The 22,227-nt window shown below is 43.0% G+C and carries 16 protein-coding genes and 1 tRNA gene; 12 read left to right on the plus strand and 5 right to left on the minus strand.

The window, feature by feature from the left end:
* The first annotated feature begins 2 nt into the window (after positions 1-2).
* The gene (locus QXL29_07335) at positions 3-305 is read left to right on the plus strand and encodes a transcriptional regulator (protein MEM2284406.1); all 303 of its coding nucleotides are present in this window, start codon (positions 3-5) and stop codon (positions 303-305) included.
* Between the two features lie 47 nt (positions 306-352).
* Here QXL29_07335 and QXL29_07340 read toward each other — a convergent pair whose 3' ends face one another.
* Positions 353-1,300: a glycosyltransferase family 2 protein gene (locus tag QXL29_07340; protein MEM2284407.1), complete on the minus strand. Its 948-nt coding sequence runs from the start codon at positions 1,298-1,300 to the stop codon at positions 353-355.
* 46 nt (positions 1,301-1,346) lie between these two features.
* Here QXL29_07340 and QXL29_07345 point away from each other — a divergent pair, with 46 nt between their 5' ends.
* The 9 genes from QXL29_07345 (at position 1,347) to QXL29_07385 (ending at position 15,747) form a co-directional block, all read left to right on the plus strand.
* A complete protein-coding gene (locus QXL29_07345; protein MEM2284408.1) occupies positions 1,347-1,625 on the plus strand; it encodes a hypothetical protein in 279 nt (92 codons plus the stop codon).
* 4 nt (positions 1,626-1,629) lie between these two features.
* On the plus strand, positions 1,630-2,610 hold the full coding sequence (locus QXL29_07350) for a hypothetical protein (GenBank protein MEM2284409.1): 981 nt from the start codon (positions 1,630-1,632) through the stop codon (positions 2,608-2,610).
* Entirely contained in the window at positions 2,588-3,724 is a 1,137-nt protein-coding gene (locus tag QXL29_07355; protein MEM2284410.1) for a hypothetical protein, read from the plus strand. Before QXL29_07350 ends, QXL29_07355 begins: the two co-directional genes overlap by 23 nt.
* A complete protein-coding gene (locus tag QXL29_07360; protein MEM2284411.1) occupies positions 3,714-5,207 on the plus strand; it encodes a hypothetical protein in 1,494 nt (497 codons plus the stop codon). Before QXL29_07355 ends, QXL29_07360 begins: the two co-directional genes overlap by 11 nt.
* Positions 5,208-5,213: 6 nt before the next feature.
* The gene (locus tag QXL29_07365) at positions 5,214-5,873 is read left to right on the plus strand and encodes an ATP-binding cassette domain-containing protein (GenBank protein ID MEM2284412.1); all 660 of its coding nucleotides are present in this window, start codon (positions 5,214-5,216) and stop codon (positions 5,871-5,873) included.
* A gap of 444 nt (positions 5,874-6,317) precedes the next feature.
* A complete protein-coding gene (locus QXL29_07370) occupies positions 6,318-6,998 on the plus strand; it encodes a hypothetical protein (GenBank protein MEM2284413.1) in 681 nt (226 codons plus the stop codon).
* 74 nt (positions 6,999-7,072) lie between these two features.
* The gene (locus QXL29_07375; GenBank protein ID MEM2284414.1) at positions 7,073-11,302 is read left to right on the plus strand and encodes a S8 family serine peptidase; all 4,230 of its coding nucleotides are present in this window, start codon (positions 7,073-7,075) and stop codon (positions 11,300-11,302) included.
* 57 nt (positions 11,303-11,359) lie between these two features.
* Positions 11,360-14,755 (plus strand): hypothetical protein, encoded by a 3,396-nt coding sequence (locus QXL29_07380; protein ID MEM2284415.1) that lies wholly within the window; start codon positions 11,360-11,362, stop codon positions 14,753-14,755.
* 74 nt (positions 14,756-14,829) lie between these two features.
* Positions 14,830-15,747 carry a hypothetical protein gene (locus QXL29_07385; protein ID MEM2284416.1) on the plus strand — a complete coding sequence of 306 codons (918 nt, stop codon included), beginning with the start codon at positions 14,830-14,832 and terminating at the stop codon, positions 15,745-15,747.
* A gap of 58 nt (positions 15,748-15,805) precedes the next feature.
* On the opposite strand, the gene QXL29_07390 is transcribed toward QXL29_07385, so the two are convergent.
* From QXL29_07390 to QXL29_07400, 3 genes are all read right to left on the minus strand, one after another.
* Complete coding sequence (locus QXL29_07390; protein MEM2284417.1) at positions 15,806-16,561, minus strand: tRNA (adenine-N1)-methyltransferase; 756 nt, start codon at positions 16,559-16,561, stop codon at positions 15,806-15,808.
* 157 nt (positions 16,562-16,718) lie between these two features.
* Complete coding sequence (cutA, locus tag QXL29_07395; GenBank protein MEM2284418.1) at positions 16,719-17,054, minus strand: divalent-cation tolerance protein CutA; 336 nt, start codon at positions 17,052-17,054, stop codon at positions 16,719-16,721.
* Between the two features lie 5 nt (positions 17,055-17,059).
* Positions 17,060-18,334 carry a M20 family metallo-hydrolase gene (locus tag QXL29_07400; protein MEM2284419.1) on the minus strand — a complete coding sequence of 425 codons (1,275 nt, stop codon included), beginning with the start codon at positions 18,332-18,334 and terminating at the stop codon, positions 17,060-17,062.
* Positions 18,335-18,415: 81 nt separating this feature from the next.
* On the opposite strand from QXL29_07400, the gene QXL29_07405 reads away from it, so the two are divergent.
* A complete protein-coding gene (locus tag QXL29_07405; protein MEM2284420.1) occupies positions 18,416-19,207 on the plus strand; it encodes a nicotinamide mononucleotide deamidase-related protein in 792 nt (263 codons plus the stop codon).
* Between the two features lie 34 nt (positions 19,208-19,241).
* On the opposite strand, the gene QXL29_07410 is transcribed toward QXL29_07405, so the two are convergent.
* Positions 19,242-22,025, minus strand: a complete 2,784-nt coding sequence (locus tag QXL29_07410; protein MEM2284421.1) for a DNA-directed DNA polymerase I — start codon at positions 22,023-22,025, stop codon at positions 19,242-19,244.
* 112 nt (positions 22,026-22,137) lie between these two features.
* Here QXL29_07410 and QXL29_07415 point away from each other — a divergent pair.
* Positions 22,138-22,212: transfer RNA gene (locus QXL29_07415), tRNA-Arg, on the plus strand.
* Positions 22,213-22,227: the final 15 nt, after the last annotated feature.

The following is a 22,227-nucleotide window of genomic DNA, read 5'->3' on the forward strand; positions in this document are numbered from 1 at the left end:
AATTGAGTCGAGACCAGGTTATAGGGTACTTACTTCTCGCGGCTTCCGCAGTAGTGATAGTAGTTTATGGGTGGTTAGTTTTCGCGACTGAGTACGCGTTGTTGATACTGAAACTAACAGGCTTCATAGCAGTAGCAGGAGTTTTCGGTATTCTTGCTTGGATTGGCTACACACTAGCTACGACACCTCCCCCCAAACCCATAGAAGAGATTGAGAAAGAGATAGAAGCTGAGCTAAAGAAATTAGAGAGTGAGGTTACTGAGAAGGGAGTAACTAGCACAGAGAGATCTGAAGAGAAGTCTTGACCGATTATTTCTAAATAAAGCAATCTCTTACGAAGGAGGTTTATTGATTAGAGCTTCTTAAGCGTCTCTCTTAATTCATCGAGACAAACTTTTATCTCGTTGATCTTGTGTATTGTCCTCATTTCTATTCTTTTGGTGTAGATGGACATTATCGCCATTAACAGTGACTGGAAGCCTGCTAGCGTGAGTAGTATTGCTACTAACCCCTTAAGGTAGTAGTTAATTCCCGTAAAGAAGTAATGGTAGGCAACGTAAGCTCCTAAAGTAATGCCTGGTAGTAGGAGGACGGCACCTAACAGGAATATCAGATAACTAGGGTTATACCTCCAAGTTAACCTAATTAAGTCCCAAGTTATTTTAAATCCGTGTGATATCCCTAGTTTTTTAATTCCTTTTCTCTTCCTATACTCGATGGGGACCTCAGACACTCTGCCTGTCATGTTAGCGACGTGAGAGAATATCTCGACTTCTATGCTGAAATTTTTCGCTTCATAGAAAATTTCTTTCAAGATGTTTGACCTGACTACGTACATGCCTGTCAAGACGTCAGAGACTCTTGTGCCGTAAAGAATGTTGACAAATCTCGTTATAATCTTGTTCCCGAACCTGAAGATAGGGTTCATAGCGCCTTTCTCAACGTATTTTCTGTAACCCAAGACTAGGTCGTAGCCTTCACGGATCTTGTTGAGTAGGTCGGGCACGCGCGTAGCTGGGTATGTGTAGTCGCCGTCCATTATTAAGGTGTAGGTTGTTTTAACGAACTTAGAACCGGTTTTGATAGCGTCTGCCTTACCAAAACCCTCCTGTAAGACTACCCTGACACCTTTGCTCTCAGCTATTTCACGTGTTCCATCATCGCTAAAACCATCAACTACTAGTATCTTATCTGGTGGAATACCTATTGAGAGTAACTCATCTAGTACCAGACCTATGCCCTCAGCTTCCTTAAGAGTTGGTATGATTATTGTTAAGTCATCGTACGTAGTCTCATACACCAAAAATAATAATAATGAATTCCAGTAATAAATTTAGGTAGTGTGGATGCTCTCCTCAAGAGTTTTGTTGTTATTGACTCTACTCACTCTCATTTTATTACTGGGTTTTATCTCGTCATCAGTTATAGCGGTACGTGAGGACTCCTACAAGAAATTTCTGAACGTATATAGTGGAACCGTGAATTTAGTGTTAAGGAGTATTGACGTGAGTCAGTACGTCACGTCCTTAAATGAGGCTCAGCAACTCCTTAAATTGAGTGTGTTTTGGGAAGTCGTAGAGTTAATGAGCAGGGTCAAGTCTGGCTTAAGTCTCGAGCAAGGATGAGATCATGAAGAGGTGGCACGAGCTTACTGTCTTACTATATTCTCTTTTTAGAAAGAGGCTAGCCATGATTGTTTTGCTAGCTATATTACCACCAACACTCATTCTCATCTCATTTTCACTCTCTATTAACGTTATCGAGACGTATTCAGAGAGATTACTAGAATACGCTAGCAATACTGCAATAACTATTAGTGAAAAAACAGATTCACTAAGTTGTTGTCTCTCGATAAGGTACGGCCTAATGACTATAGTCTCACGTGACGCCTCGCTACGAGCACAGGTTATCATGGTAGATGATGTAGTGAAGTTGAAGAACCTTACAAACATTAATTTGAGAATTGCTGGGAGTGGTTGCGAGCATGTGAGGGTTTCTGTAAGTCCTGTATTGATTGAAGTACTGAATATCTCTCTAGGAGAACCTATTAAAGTATGTGCTGATAATGAGTGTTTCGTTGCTTGCGTAGCGTATTATCACGATAAGAGGCTAAAAAACTACTTAATAATTGAAGGCATAAACGAAAGCACGAGACTCAACGAAGGTTTCTTATGTGTACGTGACGCAAGAGAAGTCGACAAATCTCTCATAAGGTCTCTAATTAATGAGCTAACAGAGTTTTCTAAAAATTTTGTCTTGATAGTGCTCTCGACTTACGTGCCCGTACTTTACTTAGCAGACGTTAAACTACTTGAGGAATTAAGTAAAGAGTTGAAAATCCTGAGTACTCAGGGCGTGAGCGTATCTGACTTGCGCTTAGTCTTCGCATTGTCTACTTCGTTAATTACTGGGCTCGTAACCATATACTCTACTGCGTTAGGCTATCTAGTAGTAAGTGCTGGAGTTGCTATACTAAGAGTTTTCGGTAACCAAATAATACCTACGCCAGAACTGCGTGTAGAGCACGTCACACTAGCGATTATCGCTACTCTCTTAAACTTTCTGATAAGTTACTTAGTTTTCAGAGGTGGTCGCCGTGTTATTAGCTAGTTTTAAAACTACTGTTAAGTCTCTCTCGCTAATCACTCACTTGAGTCTTGTGGTCTTGCTAGCTCTACTAGCGTTAGTTTCTTTGAGTATCTTAGGTCTTTTTACATCTTTGTATAATTTCTACGATAACCTGCTCTTAATCAACGGTGACGGCTTAGTTATCTCCAGTTACGCTGTGTCGCCATTAACTTCCGTAGTTAGTGAGAAATACGTCAAGGACTTAATAAGTGGTGTTGAGGGGGTTAAGGTAGAGCCTCTAGTATTTTCTCTCGTGCACGTCAAAAACAAGATAGTAGTCGTTAGAGGAGTTGAAAAGACAGTATTTTCTAGTTTTTATCATGGCTTAGAAGACAGTGCTTACTGTGTTCTCGTGGGTGAGGGTTTGGCTAAGGAATTAAATCTTAGTGAAGGAGATACACTCGTGTTATACTCGCCTTTTGTTAAAGAGCCTGTCATCGCATCTGTTTGTAGTGTTAAGTACTTACCCTCACTCCTAAACTACGAGATTATAGCAGATATTGAGTTTTCTAGAACTATTAGAGGGTTAGGTAGTGATTATTACTCAGTCGTGATTTTGCGGGCAGATAACTTAAGTGTCTTAAGCGGTATAAGCATGAAGATGGGTCTTAGTTCTGAGGACATAACACTTCTTAGAAAGGCTTTGTTAGTCTTATCGCAGCAAGGTGGTGTCTTAGCTTACGAGTTACGTAGCGAGATTCCTGAAGTATACGTAGCTAAGCTAGGTATACACAAAGACCTAATCTTCACACTATCTTACACTGTCGCGGCTTTAGTAATAATTAGTGACTTGCTTATCGGCGAGCATATCTTTAGGTTGGTTAGAGGGTGTATTGAGATACTTAGATTTTTGGGAGTTTCTAAGAAGAGAATCTTCATTACTCTGGTTATACAGACTCTCGCTTACGTCGCGGCGGCAGTCTTTATCGCTATCACGTTACTTCACTGTCTTAGTAGTTTGATTAGGTTAGAAGTACTTAGTCATTATGTGGGTCCGCAGATATCCTTCTCACGCGATTCTTTGTTTGTGTTCTCTTCTAAGACTTTCTTGTTGCTTGCAGGTATCTTGTGGGGGTTCGTGAGGTATGAAAAGTAAATTTCTGTTTGCGACTATTCTAGTCGCGCTCTTGATTAGGCTAATCCCAACCTTAACGACTAATCAGCCTTTCTCAACAGATACTTGGCCTCTAATAAGGCTAAGTAGGGTTCTTCTAGCAAATCCTGAGTATAAGATATGGGACGACTCCCTACTAGGTGGGTACCATAATAGGTGGCCTGCAGTAATTCTTGAGAGTACTTTGTTCGCCACACTCACTGGCTTAGAGCCGGCTTACTTCTTCAGATTTGTGGGAGTCATCATTACTCAAACTTCTATGTTAGTCACTACTTACGCCTTAATCAGGAGGTATAGGGGGGCCTGCACTGCTCTACTGAGTACCTTAACTCTCACTTCTCTACCCTCGCTAGTTATTTTTACATCAACTACACTGAAGGAGGTTTACGCTTACCCCCTAGCCTTACTGTATGTTCTGACAATTACTGAGGGTTCTTTAAACACTTTAGTATTGACTCTTTTAATAGCAATCTCGTTAGTAGCTTCACACCCGCTGACTCCTCTGATGATGATTGCATTCTTAAGTAGCTACTTATTCGTGTCGTGGGTAAAGCGTTTAGAAAATCCGTTTTACTCAGCGGATTTCAGGAAATACTTGCTTGCGTTTTTGTTACTTAGCATTACCTACACTATTTACACAGCGTTTTACGGGTGGGAAGGACTAATATTTAAGTTTGGTTTAAGGGATTTCACGGCTTTGTTCATTGTAGGAGTTGCAGTGTATGGTTGGTATGTGTTAGTGGGGAGAGATTTTATTAAATCTTTACTGATTCTTATTCCGGGAATCACGACAATCTTGGCGTCGAACTATAGGTTTCTAGAGTCTTCCCTCATGCTACTATATGTGGTCCCCTTCATAGTTCTGCTCCTCTTCTATATGTGGGGGAGAAGTGGTGAGAGTGGTGAGGCCGTAGTAGCGCCTATACTCCTCCCTATATTAGTAGGGGTTCAATACGTCGTTATAGTGTCGCCACTTCTTATGGTTATATTGCATAGACTACTCAACTACTTATTTTTTGCTGTAGTCGCGATTACAGCATCTCTAAACATACGTCACGAGAGAACTAGGAGGTACGCAGTAGCTGCACTCACCATCTCTTTAGTTATCACGGCGTTAATATTAGCTAACTTAACGTTCTACGGCGACTCGCTCGCCCATTACTGGAGGTATGGAGATCGTGAAGTAATTGGAGTAAGTAACTTAGTTAAGTACGTGAGTAGCGAGAAAGTATGTGGTGACGTTAAGATAAAGTACTTAATCAATGATGTTGTTTCGGTAGACCTCCTCTGCGGTCTCAGACTTCACGAGAGTGATTCCGGGTACCCCACTATACTCTACTCTGATAATTTCAGGTTTGGCTATGTTTTATCCCCTGTTGACACCCACTCACTTCGAGAGTTAAGTACTCTCAATTCTATTAAGAACGTTATTTACAGCAACGGAGTCATTTACGTGATGAGGTGATATTAATTGGACTTACTGCTTGAGTTGAGAGATGTTAGTAAAGTAGTAGGTAATGAGTTTGTTCTGGCAGGCGTATCTCTTAGTTTGAGACGTGGTGAAGTTTTAGTAGTTAGGGGGAGGAGTGGTGTCGGCAAAACAACGTTAGCTAAGATAGCGTCATTACTGCTAACGCCTGATAAAGGCTTCGTGAAATTCATGAGTAACGACTTAAGTAACTCAAGTGATAATCTTAAGTCACTTCTAAGACTTAAGTACATCGGTTACGTCGACCAAGAGTACGCTCTCCTACCAAGACTTACTGTCTACGAAAACGTTGAATTACCTCTAGCCTTACTCGGGACCCCGAAAATAGAGAGACGAGGTAGAGTTAATGAAGTTCTTAATCAAGTTGGTTTAGGAGGGCTAGAGAATAGGTATCCTGCTGAGTTAAGTGGCGGTGAGAGACAGAGGGTAGCTATAGCTAGAGCATTAGTCAAGAAACCTAGGCTACTAGTTGCTGACGAGCCATTCTCAAACCTAGACGAGATTACTACGTCTAATATAGTACGTCTATTTAAGACTCTAGTTTCAGAGACAGAAGCCGCGATACTAATAACCACTACAGACCTAAATACTGATTACGGAATAGGTACTAGTAAGTTCTTAATACATGGTAAACTCATTTAAAGAGTTCACAAAACGCGAAGACCGCGTCACGCACCAAACTTATTCTAGCGTCTGTAATACCTAAATAACTTAAAGTATTGAGTGATGTGCATAATCTAGTTAATGAATGCGGACAACCACTACAGCGCGCTATCTAGTCACTCGCAAGAAAACACAATACTCAAGAGCAGAGAAGGTCGTGGTAGCTAGGAATAGAGCAAGTTTATGAGTAACTCTAAACACTACTTACTTCCGCACCTCAAAACATCACGAAATAAAAGTTCTGTGAAGTATTCTCGCATATCTCGATAGAGTTAACACTCAATAATTTATGTCTGTGAGTGGTTTCGGTGAGGACTAATACTTGCACGAAGCTCTAAGGACGCTAGACCTAAGATAATAGCTTTCATACTAACGTATAAGGAGAAACCATTAAGAGTCTTATCATGTCTAGCTTTTCAGACTATGAAGCCAGATAAGGTGGTAATTGTTGCTGCGATGAAGGAAGCTTGCTTAAGTGATTATGTGAACTTAGGACCAATAGACTGCCTAGTAGTAAAGCCAGACACCTCACTATCCGTTGGCGAGAGGGTTGGGATCGCTCTCACGGTAGCTTTAAGAAGGTACGCTGTAGGTAACTATGACTACTTCCTCAAACTAGACGATGACGTTATGTTCGGTCCTAAATTCGTAGAAACTAACGTTAGAAGCCATTACGACTTGATGGGACGTGGCGCGGCTATGGTGATCAACGCCAGGAAATATGTTCAGTTATTTAACCATAAGTGGCCCGTGTGTCCGGCTGACGACACCTACGTCATCTACAGGTCAGTCGCGAGTGGTCTTAGAGTGCTTGAGTGGAGGTGGGTTGAGAAAGCTTTTCTGCTTAAGGAACCCGCATATAGTGCGCGTAGACGTTTTCTGTTAGGAGTAGAACTATATAAGTTCGGAGTACCGCTTGCTTACGTGGTCCTCAGCTCGTTGAAGAGCGTAGTTAAGAGCGGGGTTCTCTCTCATTTAATTACTGTTTATGGTTATGTAGTAGCGCTAATTGTTAGGAGAACTAAGTATGAGTTTAGCGACTTTGTGCGAGACTATCATAAGAAGAAGCTAACATACAAGGTCCTAGAATTTATTCGCAAGTAAGCTTTAGTTATGAGGAAGTGACGTTAGAAGTATTTTTATAAGGCTTATTGAATAAGATAACATGAGGTGTAATCTTGAAAAGAGTCTTAACCCTAAGACTCGTATCTATACTCGTGGTTGTCTTGATACTAGCTCCAGTAGCTTCAGTAGTCACGCAATCAACTGCTTCAAGCTCCTTAAGTAATTCAGGCTCTTCAAGCGAGTTAGCTTATGTTAGTCCCGCACTATACGATAGTAACTTCTGGAAATATGGTGCGTATGTTGAGGACCAAGCCTACTTATCATTCGAGAATCCGATAGATGAGGACGCGGGGTTCAGCGTAATCAATAATGTTGAGGTAGGAAGGGTCATAGTAGTTCTTGAGAAAACCATGACTCCTACGAGCTTAAGAGGTAAGGTAAGAGGTTTGTTAGGGATTCTTCCAACACACTTGTATAACGTGGTCTTTGCCCTAATATCAAAGAGTGATTTAGAGGAACTCGCTAGCACTAAGGGGGTCCTAGCAATACTACCCGATATAAGGATTGACGCGCTCATAAACAAAGAAATGGAGTCTCTTAAGGATGTGGAGGGAGCTATCCAGGAACTAAATAACGTCTACCAAGCTGCCGCGGAGGGTAGCTACCACTATACACTCAACATAACTAGGTCTATAGATGTGTGGTTAAACTACAACATTATGGGCGAAGACGTAAAGCTAGCTATAATTGACACAGGAGTTGATTACGGGTCACCCGGGTTAGGGCTGGACGCAATAGCTAGAGACGAATACGGATACCCACTAATATTTGACGCTAGCAGTCTAGGACTAGTTTTAACGCCTGTTGAGGCCGTGGATACCGAAGATGGTTATATATACGTAGACCCCAGCCAACTATACGTATTCCAGCCACCCTACTACGTGTGGAAGTGGACTGACCAGCTGTATGTTAGAGTATCTGGTTGTAGGCCTTCTCCTCCTTATACTTATACTGCCTGGGTTCCGTTCCCAGAAGACAATAAGTGGTATGTTGGGAACATACCTAGGTACGGCGTCACTAAATTCGGCTTGTTATTCCAGTACATGACTGCAAGTGTTGGCGGTACCTCAACGACGATCTGGTATACTATCCCGATAATATTAGTTGACAGTGATGGGGATGGATTCTACGACACTTTATACGCTGACACGTCTACAGCACTTTACTTACTAGGAGTGGCTTTATCCCCATCGCCCTGTAGCGTCACTATACCTGGTGTTCCAACATCACCAGATTTCTCGTTTGCTGATGAGGTGCCAGCATATTACGGTAATGAGGTCATAGCTAAAGACCTTAACGGTGATAACATCACTGATTACTCTGTCGGAACGCTGGCAGGGTATGTGTACGACGCAGCCTTCACGATATTACTTAAGAAGATTGGGTGGTTAGACGCGAATGTACTGCCTCTGGACCCACTGTATGGTTATCAAACCACTAGCGTAGTGAACTTATATGATGTGTGGGAGTATGAGCCAGTGTCAATGATATGGCCGGGTCTAGACCCCTACGGAGATTACGTTGTTATAGAGTATGACTATAATAGTCACGGTACCTTCTGTGCTAACACTGCTGCCGGGAGAGACTACTACGCTCAGACAGGATATGGAGTTAGAAGCATTGCAGGACAAGCACCAAAAACAAAGATAGCGGTTGCACCCGCCTTATATTACGGTACTGTGGCTACCTCAATATACTTCTTCAGCGGGTTTGATCTAGTAACGCCGTACGGTGATGGTTCTGTTTATGTGTGGCCGACACTACTTACTAACCCGTGGATAGCTTTTGAGGGCTGGAACTGGAGTTGGAATTACTTTGGTGAACATCAAGTAGACATAACGAGCAACTCATACGGCGTTAGTGGGTGGGCGCTTTGGGGCTGGGCTTCGGGTATGGATCCCTCTAGCGCAATATTTGACTACACCACCTTGAGGTCAGGGACTGCCCACTTCGTCGCTGTAGGTAATGGTGGTCCTGGATGGGGCACTATAGCGTCACCCGCTTCTTCAACGCTAGCTATTGGTGTGGGCGCTGCTACAGAGTTTACCTACAGACCACTTTACGGTTATTACTGGCCTGGCTCTAGTAGGCAGGTCGTAAGCTGGAGTAACAGAGGTCCTACTGAGTTAGGCGTGACCAAACCAGACGTAGTAGCCGTTGGCGCTTTCGCGTGGAGCATAGGGAGAACGTGGGAGGCACTAGGTTCAAGAACACTAAATGGTGTTTTAGTGCATGGGCTATTTAGTGGCACTAGCCAAGCTACTCCGATGGCTGCTGGAGTAGGCGCTTTAGTCGTGTCAGCTTATAAGAGTCTGGGAGGCTCCAGGATGCCGCCCTACCTACTCAAGACTGTGTTGATGAATACTGCTCAAGACATGGGATTTGACGAACTATCTCAAGGTGCTGGATTCGTAGACGCGTATAAGGCTGTCACAGCCGTCATAGATCCAAACTTCCCGAAAGTATATTCTCCAAACATCTTGAGCGACTTAATCTCAGAGATGGGTGAAACTCACAAGTCCTTCACTTACGGAGGAGCACTTGATGGCGTTTGGTACGAACCTAAGATATTCGTGCCTTCAGTTAAGTCAGGCTCCAGAGTTATGAGACAGTTAATAATCGAGGGCACAGGTAGTTATAAGATTTACCCGGTCAGACTACAGAGTGTCGGTTCTGTAGGGCTATGCGATATCACTTTAAGAATTATCGAGCCAGCAACGATAACCTCCTGTACTGGTGAAGACATATCGTTTAATGTTGATGCAGCAACACGTTACGGACACTTAGTCATAGATATGGAGGCTCTCAAGCAGTACGACTTCTTCGAGATTGAAGTAGTGTTCCCGTTTGAGTATTTCGAGAGTGGTGGTAGGACAGGAGCCTATAACGTAAGGATACCGACTACAGTTTTAGAGCTTGCTTACTGGATTGACGTGGGAGGAGATAATGTCTTCTCATGGTCCGAGACTGCCAGGATGTATTACGACATCAGGAGAGCTAATGCTGTGAGGATTCAAGCAGGTGATTTAGAGAGGCAGATCGAGGAGATAGAGAATCTAGTTATGGCTTATATGGGTGTTAACCCAACCCAACTCCCGAGGTACCTTGTCGTAAGAGTTGGTGTGTCGGGCGCTACCTTCAGAGGTAGCCTGCCAATTAAGGCTAGAGTCGTAGGTTATAAGTATGTCTCATGGAGTGACGTGACAGTCATACCTTCAAGGTTTACTAGTTCGGGTTCTGTAAGAGCTAACGTCATCGTTAGGGGTCCTGCGAGACCAGGATTCTACAGTGGTTACATAGTTGTTGAAGAAACTACACGTAGTCATAAGTCTTTAGTGCCTGTCTCGTTCTTTGTGCCAATAGAGCTCAGAACACCGTCTAGGTATGTGTTATCTCCTTACACCGAAACGAGACAATACAGGAACACGTACCTCAGAGGCGCCTTCGACTACACTTGGAGGTATGAGTCGGGTGACTGGAGGGTCTTCAAGGTTTACATACCACCTACGTTTAAGAGTTTATGGGCTCTAGGACTTAAGGTCACGTGGCCTACGCACGACAAGCCAGCATACGCTAGCAACTTAGACGTGCACTTATATGGTCCATACACGTACTACATGGTTGAGGAGGAAACAAACCTTGTGCGTCAGTATAAAGTGTCTGGGGCTCAGTTAGCAGCTGAGCTCAGCAGAGACCCAAGTGGAGGTGGTAGCTACAACCCAACAAGATTCTGGGACTCTGTAGGTCCTGGCGAATCACTAATTATATCTCCAATAATGTCTACAGGCACTTACAGAGTAGTTATCAGGAATATTCAGTTTAGTGGTATGAGTTATGAAGAACCCTTCACTCTAGAGTTGATACCGATGACTCTCAGCGTTAAGTATAGCTATACAGCATCGACGAGAACTGGAGTAGCTGAAGTAACCATAACTGGGGTGAGTGAGTTATTCCCTGCGGGAGTCGCTGTAGTCGGTGACGGGATAGTCAGACCGTTAAGCGAGAGTATGTATTATTACATCTCAAATCTTACGGAATATGGAATAACCATGACGATTAGCTCGCCCGTAATTAGTGACAACACCTATAAATTCAACGTAACTATGAGTTTCTCGCCTGGCGTGAGTAGAGGACACTATATTATACCCTTAGACGCTACTATGTCATTCCCAGTAACTACTGTAGGTTGGATCAGTGCAGGCACTCCTACAGTATACTTCAGTTGGTATGAAGTACCTGTATACCTGAAATTTACTTTAAGCTATAACAGAATAATAGGGTAATTTTAAATCTATAAAGCTTTTTTATTTTTGTTCATATAATTATTTGTGGTGTGTCTCATGAATAAGATAAAGTCTCTAGCCTTACTTATGACTTTAATTATATCACTACCACAATTAGGTGTCTTAGTATACGCTCAGGTAATTCCTGAATTGTACGTTAGTCCTAGTAGTGGGTACGGGATAGATGAAGAGCCTGTGATTGTTAGTGGGTGTTACTTTAGGCCTAACTCCTTAATAAGCAAGATAAGCCTGTATAACACAGTCACGGGGCAGACATACGAATTCTTAGTGAATGAGCCTACAGACGAGTCAGGCTGTTTTGGCCCCATAGACCTGAAAACGTATTTAATGACTAACATGAGTTACGGCACGTACTACGTGATAGTCTATGAGACGCCGGTTGAGCAACCAGAACCTTTCGTGGTAACTGATACTGTAGCATTCAACGAGTCCAGCTCGTTAATTGTAGACGCGTCAGTTCTTGGGACACCAGCAACTATAACAGCAGAATTCTATGTGGAGGGGTTCTTCGGCTTTAACGGCCACACTTACGCGTATTCTAGTGACGTCACCACCACCATAGGAGTTTTATTTACTGGGGAAGACGAAAAGGCTTACAGACTTAATGCGTGGAGAGTTGATGTCACTCGAGTGGATAGTCCTGTTATGTTCCAGCTAATTGATATGGAAACGAATTCTGTAGTTTTCAGTGAAGAAGTTGTTCCTGAAGAAGTGGATGGGGTGTTCGTAGCTACACTTACCTTCGATTTAGGCGGTAGGTTAAGAGAAGACTTACCTAATAATATGGCCTTATTTACTAGTGCTGAAGACTTCATAAGACTCGACCTATATTATGGTGGTAGACACGTGGAGGTTCTGTATGCGTTGCTCAGTATAACGTACTACAATGAAGAGACAGATACTTACTGGGAATACCTCTATGAGTATCCAGGCAATCTGTTAGTAGATCCGGAGACAGGTATAGTGTATGTTGAGCAGTATTTAGGTATAGACGCAGACATAGAGTGGTCCTCAATATTCGAGTGGGATGCTATAAGTGAGGACGTAATCTTCGTAGTTTACGCAACCTATCTGAGTAGAACCCTCTACTTCTTGGAAGACCTATATACGGTTACCCCACTCCTTTACATTAACGACATGCCTGCAGAGAACGGGGAAACATATGATTTCGGTGTATTGACTGCAGGACATACATTCGAACTAACTATCTACGGTTCTGCACCATACTCGCCCGTCACCGTAATAGTTGACGGCACCTTAACCTTATATAACGGCTTAACAGGAAAAGACGGTAACTCGTCATTCACGATTCAAGTCCCGTACCTAATGCCCGGCGAAGAACATCTAATAACTATTGAGTTTCAGTATGATACTAACGTATACAGAGTCTACGTAATCTATACTCAGTATTGGTACGCGTATTACCAGATACTCAATCCAGTCACGGGCGAGTACTTGCCCGTAAATAAGGCTTCAGCATCTTATTATAATGAAACATTAATAGCGTATCTTGACGGCGAGCCTTTTGACTATTTAGGAGACGTTATTGAAGTATATGCTGAGGGCTTGTTACCAGGCGCTGACGTAGTTCTTAAACTTGACGGATACTCAGATTTCGGTGTATGTTCTGGGAGAGCTAGTGAGAACGGAGTGTTAAGCCTGGTCTGCACTATACCATCAGTGCCGAGAGATAACTATGTTGTTAAGCTTGCAGTAACTGATGACATAGAAGTAAGTATACCTTGGTTTGACGGCTCAGAATATGTTTACGAGCCACTGGAGATTTACCCGAAGATACTGGTACTCAGGGTAAGCTCTGATGAAATTCCGGTAGTAGTTGGTAACACCGTGGTCAGAGTAGTTGGTACAGGTTTCCCCGCCTACCTCAGTGGCTTCTTAGTATTGCTTAACGGGACAGACGCGCTAGTTTCAGTAAACCTGCACACGGGGATTTGGTGGGGAACTAACAAGTACGGCATACTCGTTAATGTCTTGGGAGCTACTCCAGGTCTCACAATACCAGTTCTAGAACCAGGAGTTTATGAGTTAAGGTTGGCAGGAAATGATGTAGTATCAGAGCCTGGTTATGTCTTTATAGTGAATGAGTTAAACAATGTAGCTACTAAGGAGGATATAAACAACCTCATAAGTAATACTACCGACTTAGTGAATGGGTTGAGGGAAGATATATATAATGTTAGGGACAGCCTCGCTACACAGTTAGCAGGTATTGAGGCGCAGTTGATGAGTATTGAAACGTCTCTAGCTAGCGTTCAAGACATACTTACCTCAATATATTCTGAGATGGTCACCAAGGAAGATTTAATGACAGCCTTAAATACTGTCTTGTCAGAGATAAACTCTTCTAAGATGGAGTTGCTGACTACATTGCTAGAACAGTTCTCGTTAATTTCCAGCAGTATTGATGGTCTCTACGTAAGACTTGACGAGATTGAGGCAGTAATTTATGATGTGTCAGACAATATTATCAATGAGTTACTGATACTTCAGGAAGGACTTAATGAAACACTACAAAAACTGGATATCATACTAGAGGATATGGTGACAATGGAGGACTTAGCTGCCGTCTACGAAGGACTCTCAACCCTGATAGAGTCTGTTCATGACTCGATAATTACCAGAGTAAACGAGCTTGAGTCAAACATTATTAACAGGATAGGTGAAGCCGAGAGTAACCTAATTGCTGGCATGGAGACTTTGAGAAGTGACGTGTTAGAAGCGATATCAGGAGTTAATTACACGATAGTTTCAAAGATAGAGTCTGTTCATGACTCGATAATTAGCAGAGTAAACGAGCTTGAGTCAAGTCTGACTAATGAAATGAGCCTGTTACGTGGTGAGATCTCGTCGAGTACTGCGGAACTCGCTGGACTAGTAAATGAGTCTACTAGCATGGTTATGAATAAGCTTAATGAGTTAACTACTAAAAACGACTTACTGAATGCTGTTGAAGACTTGAGTACTAGGATTGACGGGGTAGAATCTAATATTCTTGATAAGGTGGACTCGTTAGGCAACATGTTGCTGGACGTTAATACTACGTTATCAGAGTCTATTTCCGTAGTAGAGAGCAGGATAGTTAGTGTTGAAGATAAGATTACAGAGCTTGAGAAATCTGTTAGTGAGTTAAGTGAGATTATTTCAGGTATTGGAGTGGATTTAGCCGGCGTTAACGAGAACTTAAGCAGTAAGATTGACGAGCTTGAGAGTAGCATCTCAGAGAAAATAACTCAAGCTAAGAATGAGGTTAAGACAAGTTTTAGCGATAGCTTAGCCATTGTTGAAGAGAGAGTTGAAGGTGCTACGGGAGTAGCTAGCAACGCGTTCATGTTTAGTTTGCTGTCGGCAGTCTTCGCCATTATCGCTACAGTAGTAGCTATAGTGATACTCGTTCAGCTCAGGAGATTTTAAAGATAACAAAATTGTTTTTGTTTATTGAAACTTAAAAACAATTAATTATTCCTTGGTAGTAATAAGTTAGGTGAGTGTGTCTGGAGAAAGAAGTATTAATTAGATTTACGTTTAAAGACTTCATGTGGGTCGCTTCCCTAGCAATTTTACTGGGGGTATCTCTCTACGTAATCTACGTTGATTACAACACAACATATACTTGGGTTTACCCATTAGATAAAGCTAGGCTAGCGGGTGAGTGGTATCCGAAGTCAACAGTGGGTGTTGGGATAATTGATTTAAGAGGTAATATGACTCTCTTGACTGTGTATAGGGGATTCTCTACGTCAGTGATACTTGACGAGTACTCTTCCGGCTATGCCTTAATTGTTGCGCGAGGCTTCAATCTCTATGTGTTAACTCTCACGATATTCTCAGTAGTTTTTTACGTTTTGATTTCCCGACTACTGAAGAAAAAGGCTGGCTTGTTGTGTACCTTGCTTTTGTTAGTATTCTTCTTTGTTGTGCTCGCTTCAGTAGCTTCTCTCATACCATACGTTAGTGCAGGTAGTGGGTTAGGGTATGTGTACAGGTCTTCCAAGATAGTTAGAGAGCTTAACTCACTAAATTTCACGAGTCTTAAAGAGCCGTTTTTGAACGTGTTAGGTTACGCGTACTTATTCAGAGATAGCTTTGAGGGAGTTACTCTAGTCAATACCAAACTTGAAGTTAAGAACTCGCTAGCTCTAATGGTTCTAAACAGGTCTGGAGTTCCTGAAGTAACATACAATACAGCTTTTTACGAGGTTGCTGGCAAGCAATTACTGATATACTTGTTCTCGTCATCACCTAACCCCACAGGAAGTTTTACTTACGTAAAGATAGAGTTCATGCCCAGAAGCACATACCCTCAAACTATACTATTTGCAGTTCCTCTAATACTCAGTTTGACGACCTTGATACTAGGGTTAGTAAGCGTGTTTGTAACGAGACGTTTACGTTCCCTACGCTAGAGACCTTGGTTACAAAAAGTTTTCTGTTGAAAGCTGGTCTTAGCTACTGACGTAGATATTAGGGTATTTCCTTGACAAAACGAGACGTAATGATGTAGCCTGTGTGAGTCACACCAATTGACTTAGGTCTGAGAGCTTCTTGATTTGCTTGATATTCTCTGAGCATCAACTCTGTCACACTGATGTTGATAAGTTTTTTAGATTCTTTCATGTAGTTCAGCGTTCTTAATACTTGATTTACTGTAGGGACGAAAATTACTACGCTACCTGAGGGCTTTAGAGAGCTTTGTAGGTGAGGGAAGACGTCCCAGGGGTTGGGCATGTCAAGGAATAGAGCGTCTAAATCACGCTCATCAATTCCTTGAGTAATGTCTTTATTCTTTATTGTTACTCTGTTAGAGAGTCCCGCAATCTCTAGATTTCTTAAAGCGACCTCAATATATTCTTTGTTGATTTCGTAACCGTACACATGACCACTAGAGCCTACTGCCCAAGCCAAGACAGCCGTTAAGAAGCCCGTGCCCACCCCCGCCTCAGCAACTCTAGAACCCTCTCCAATACCTGACTGCATCACTATGTAGGCTAAGTCTTTAGGATATATCACTTGTGTGACTCTCTTGAAAGACTTAAACATAAGGTCTACTAACGTCGGCTTCAAGACATACGCCGTGACACCAGTGCTTAACCTAACCTTAGACCCCCACTCAAGACCTACCAAATCATCGAGGTTCAGATATCCCCTATCAGTATGTAGAGTCTTGCCCTTAACTACCCTAACGACTTTAGACCTCTTCTCATCCACGTATATTAACACCAAATCTCCTATATTGATCAACCTAAACCCTCAAACTAAATAATCAAGTAATTCTTAAGCTATTAGCTTTTTGTCAGATCCGGTGTCACTCGTCACGAGTCCGAAATACCTGCCCTCATCATCTAATTAATTATTTCTTTAAACTCATTATTTATTTCTACTTAGTAGTCAGCGACTCAAGTATCCAGTTAAGGTATTCGGGGTTTCCCGTGTTTATCTCTAGTCCTATCACTTCAGGTACTCTATACGGGTGATTACTCCTCACGAAGCTTATTAGCTCTTGTGCTTTGCTGGACTCGGTCTTGATTATCAGTAATGACTCAGTGTCTTCACTGACTTTACCCTCCCACCAATAAGTGGACTTAATTCCGTTGATCAAGTTAACGCAGGCAGCAAGTTTTTCCTCGACTAACTTCCTAGCAAGCTCTCTCATGTGGTCCTCAGGTCCTGTCACAAAGAATAGTAGGTACTTGCGAGAACCGCCTGTAGCCATCTTTATTAACCCTCCTCAAGCACTGCTAGCGCGGCCATAACCTTTGAGTCCTCAATCATGTTGTCTATTTTGGAGTATTCGTTAGGTTGATGCGCGGTTTCGTCTATGGTAGACCACACTACGGCTGGGATACCTAGCTTCCTGAAGTACGCGGCGAAGGTTCCACCACCTATGCCACCAATCTTAGGTTCTTTTCCTCTTAATTCTTTAACAGCTCTTACGAGCAACTTAACTATTAGGCTGTCAGGCGGTGTAGGAGGCGGTGCGTCAAGCCTCTCCACCACCTCAACCTTAATCACTGGAAGTTTCTCGCTACCTACTAGTCTGTAGTGCTTGCCTTCAAGCTCTTTTGCTATGTCTTCTGCATCACGCAGAACGTTGTCGAGGCTATAATTGGGGAGTACTCTACAGTCAAAAACCACCTCGCACTCACCAGGTATTATGTTTGGTGCGTTGCTAGTACTCCTCCACAACGTCGGTTCAAACGTGCTTACTGGTGGCTCGTATAGGTCGTCTCTTAAGGAGTATTTCTCGTGAAATACTCTACTTAATACATTCACGTACTCAGATAACACGTTGTTGGGGTTGAAGCCTAAATGCGGCATGCTCGCGTGAACCTGCTTTCCTCTAACTCTGACTCTAAACCACAAAATGCTTTTTTCTGCAACTTCTATGAAGGTGCCCTCGCTATTTCCTGCGTCAGGAACTAACACTAAGTCGTCTCTTCTGAAGAGATCTGGACGTTTATTAACTAGCCAGCCCAGCCCGTACCTGCTCCCGGTCTCCTCGTCACTTACGAAAGCCAGCACTACGGTTCTCTTGGGTCTGATCCCCAAGCTCATTAAAGCTTTGACAGCGTATAGTGACGCGACCATACTCTGACCGTTGTCTTCACTACCTCTACCGTAGACTCTCTCTTCCTTAACTAGGGGCTTGAAAGGTTCCGTAACAGTCCACTGGCTGAGGTCGCCTGGCGGCACCACATCCAGGTGGGTAAGTATCCAGAGTCTTGGAGATTCACGACCTGCTTCCCCGTAATAATATGCTAGAATATTAGGTCTGACACCACCCTTAGCTCTCTGGTCTGGCACATCAACGCGCTCGATCTTATCGAAAGACCAATCACGGATTATTTCTTGGAGTCTTAAGGCCTTGTCAAGCTCGCCCTCGCCGCCGTTATCAGGGCCTATAGCAGGTACTTCAATAAGCTTCATTAACGTGCTAACCATCTCATCTTTGAAAGACTCAACAACTCTCGCGAGCTCTTTAACAGAGACCATATAAACTACCCTCAATAATCTTAGCCTTAATCACTTAATAAGGTATTCGCTACGTATTGATTGACGTCGTTGGGTGAGAGTGTGAGAGACTGGAAAGCCTGGATCTTCACACTAGGTACAGAAGTAGTTAGTGGTAGGGTAGTAAACACTAACGCAGCGTATCTTGGTAGGAGACTCACGTTGCTAGGCTTCAACGTGTTAGGTATTGTGTCGTTAATTGATGACGTGAAGCTCATATCAGAACTAATATCTTACGTTCTAGCTAGCAAACCAGACTTGCTAGTGACTACTGGCGGTCTAGGACCCACATACGATGACGTAACACTAGAAGCGCTAGCTAAGGCCTTAAAAGTTGAGTTACGTCTTAACGAAGAAGCCTTGAAAATCATTAAAGAAAAATACGATGTCTTGAAGTTGCCCTTAACTCCTGAGAGAATTAAGATGGCTTACATGCCTGAAGGTAGTGAGATAATACCTAATGAGGTTGGGACAGCTCCTGGTTGCATAGTGAAGCACGAGGAAACACTAATTATTTCATTACCTGGAGTTCCAAAAGAGCTTGAGAGCATGTGGGAATCTTATGTTGAGCCGAAACTTAAGGAGCTTGGCGTGAGGAGAGTCTTCGCAGAAAGGTCCTTCAGAGTTTCAGGAGTTCCTGAGTCTTCCGCGGCTAGAGTTATTAAAGAAATTCTCCGGAAGTATGGGAATGTCTACATAAAGACACACCCTAAGGGGCACGAGATAAGCGCCCCCGTTCTCGAGGTCTACGTTCAGGCGTTTAGTGATAGCTTAAGTGAGGCAGAGGAGACAGCTGATAAAGTCTTAGAAGAACTTAAAAAGAGCTTAGAGAGTATTGGAGGAATTATTACTTGATCTGACCTTCTCCCCGCCCTAAAGGACGGGGCTTTCACGTTGTGAAGTGAGTCAGTCCTACCCCACCAGCAACTTCTTCCCAAGATATGTTGAATGGCATTAGTAGTTGCTGGAAAGTCGACTTAGCGGTCTTTAGATACTCGGTTATGTCTACGTCGTCTATCTTAGTTAGCTGAACAGGCTTGACACCGCTAGAGCCCTTAACTTTAACGTATAGTATGGTGACGCCCTTCTCTACAGGCACGCCATGCCTTTTGAGGTGAGTTGCGGCTTTAACATGAATTGGTGTTGTCTTAACGTATTCTTCAAGGTCTTTACTTAAGGTAGTCTTGAAGACTACGTCGTCTAGAGTAAAGTCCTTGTTTTTGAGTTTCATGTATAGTTCTCTAACCTCACGTCTTATCTCGTTCTTCACTTTTTCTAGAGATTCTGCTGTACCTTCTATTCTGCTAATTAGCTCGAGGATTCTTACGAAAGAGTCTTGAAGTATTTTAGGGACGTTTTTCTTCTTGCCTACAAGACCCTTCACGTCTACTTTACCTCCTTCTAAGACGCCTACATAGTTTTTCTTGAGCGCGAAAGCCACGTATTTGTAGGTCTTGTCTTGTTCTATTTCTAGAGATAACTCTTTCTCAACCCACTCACTAAGCTTGTTTAAGGTTTCCGGGTCAGGGCTCCACACGAAGAGTGAGTCAGTGTCTCCATAGAGGACTCTGAGACCAAGTTCTTCAGCTCTAGAGAGTGTTTTCGTTATTACGTATCTCCCGAGAGCAGTGACAGACTCTGCTAGTGATGGTGTGTAGAGGGGGAAGGACTCGTGACCGAAGACGCCGTAGCTGGCGTTGACGTACACCTTGAGAGCTTTCTGAACAACATCATACCAGTTCTTAACTTCCTCTTCTCTTGCTTGCTTAGCGAGTTTCTTGTAGACTCTGACTCTAAAATCTCTTAATAAACCTACTAGGGCTGAGGTTATCCCCTTTCTAGACTTGCAGACTCTATGGAGTATCTCGCCTTTCTCGTCGATGACGTCTAGTAAGTCATCGTCTCTACACCACCCTCCTGGCGGGTCTATAGTCTCGTAGCTGAGATTCCACACCTTAATTATGCTTGGATACAGTGAAGCGAAATCTAGAACTACCACGTTGAAATAGACGCCAGGTATGGGGTCAATAACTATGGCTCCAGCATACCTCTTACCACCGATCTTAGCAGCCGTCTTGACTTCTCCTTTCAGCCTCTTCAGTTCTTCTCTCTCAGGAATCAAATAATTGTTTCTTCTGTGCTCCCAGTACATCAGGTTCTTAACCCACGCAGAAACTTTACGCCTAGTGACGTCTTCTAGAGACATCTTGGCTAAACGCATTATCAGGACTATAAGCTTCCACACGAGCTCGTTGTTGAATGTTGTTAACGTGAGTGATAATTCAGCGTCTTTTATGTTGTATTCAGCTAGCCTGTCTAGAGGTAAGTCACTGACGCTTGCTTCAATAACTACTTTAGTCTCTCCTAATAGGGCTTGAGCTATCGCGTCCAGAGTCTTCTCCTTATATGCTTGACTGAAAGCGTAGTTTTGTATTGCTTCGATACTGAAGAACTTGTAGAGGTCTATGTGGAAGCCGTGTCTGACACTAACGAAGTCTCTCACTTCTTCTATCGGTATGTATGTTGGGTCTATGCCTAAGATTAAGGCTCTGTTGTATATGTAAGGTAAGTCGAAGTTATCTCCGTTAAACGTTACGATTAGTGGGTACTCATTCATTACTCTAAATAATTCTAGGATTAGGGCTCTCTCGCTGTCAAATATCTCTATTTCAGCTTTAAGTTTTTTCAGTCTATCAGCGTTCTCAACGCTTGCTCCATCTCTGTAAGTCAAGAAGATTTTTCTTAAGTCGTCTGTACCTGCTAGAGCTACGCTTATGATGGGGTAGTGAGCGTCGGAGGGGTCGGGTATTCTGAGTCTGGTGGGTGTGTAGACTTCTATGTCGATAGCTAGCCTCTTCATCTTAGGAGGTCTTTCTTCGAATAGTGGAGCCATCCTAAGAGCTAGTTCTAGGAGTTCCTCCTCATCTTCAACGACTTTCTTGTATAGGCTTAACACGTCTTCCCCAAGCTTAGGTTGTATTGGCGTGATTCCTCTCCCGTTAATCCTGTACTTCATGCCTGGTATGAGTCCGTTGTCGAACACGTAGCAGTCATGGTATTTTATGTTGGCTTCCCAAGCGTTAGAGACTAAACCTCGCATTCGAGGTACTGCAAGAGGGTCTTTAACGATTATCTTAGTTAGAGACACTTCCTTACCTCTTAAGAGGTCGTACTTTTTAATCACCTCAACTTTCTCGAAAGACTTGTCTCTGATTATTTTCTGGTCGAGCTCGTCAGGCGGTGTGTCGGTCAGGAAGTAAGGCATGTGTCCAGTCTTATCAACCCACACGTAGGTCTTGCTACTAGAATCATCATAGAATTTCAGGTATGCTTTTCTGAGCTCCCCACTATAGTATGAGCCAAGCAAGTACGACTCAGGAATCTCATCAACTAATTCAAAATTACTGAGTGACTCCGTGTAGGTAGTAGACTTCATAGAACTCAAGAAAACATCAAACTCAACACCATTAACGACAACGTTGAAGTCAGGCTTCTTACCGAGAGACTCCTTAGAAACTAAAAATTCACTACTATTTAAGACGCTAGGCTCTTCTGGAACCACAGAACTCCCGCGAAGACCTCTAGAAACATTCTTAGCGAAGTCAGTGAGCTTCTTAGAACTACCTCTAGAAGAACTCACTACAGAGTTGCGCTTCACGCCATTCTTAGGCATACCCAACCCTAAGATTATTAGCGAGTAACACTAAATAACGTCTCACAGCAATAATTCAGTATAAACTAATGAAAACAGAAAACACATAAAACAGTGGAAACAAATGAAACAAGGGCCCGTGGCCTAGCCAGGATAAGGCGCCGGCCTTCGGAGCCGGAGACCCCGGGTTCAAATCCCGGCGGGCCCGCATTCTTTCTTTGAT

Origin of the sequence: Zestosphaera sp. (assembly GCA_038843015.1) — an archaeon.
Lineage (GTDB): Archaea > Thermoproteota > Thermoprotei_A > Sulfolobales > NBVN01 > Zestomicrobium.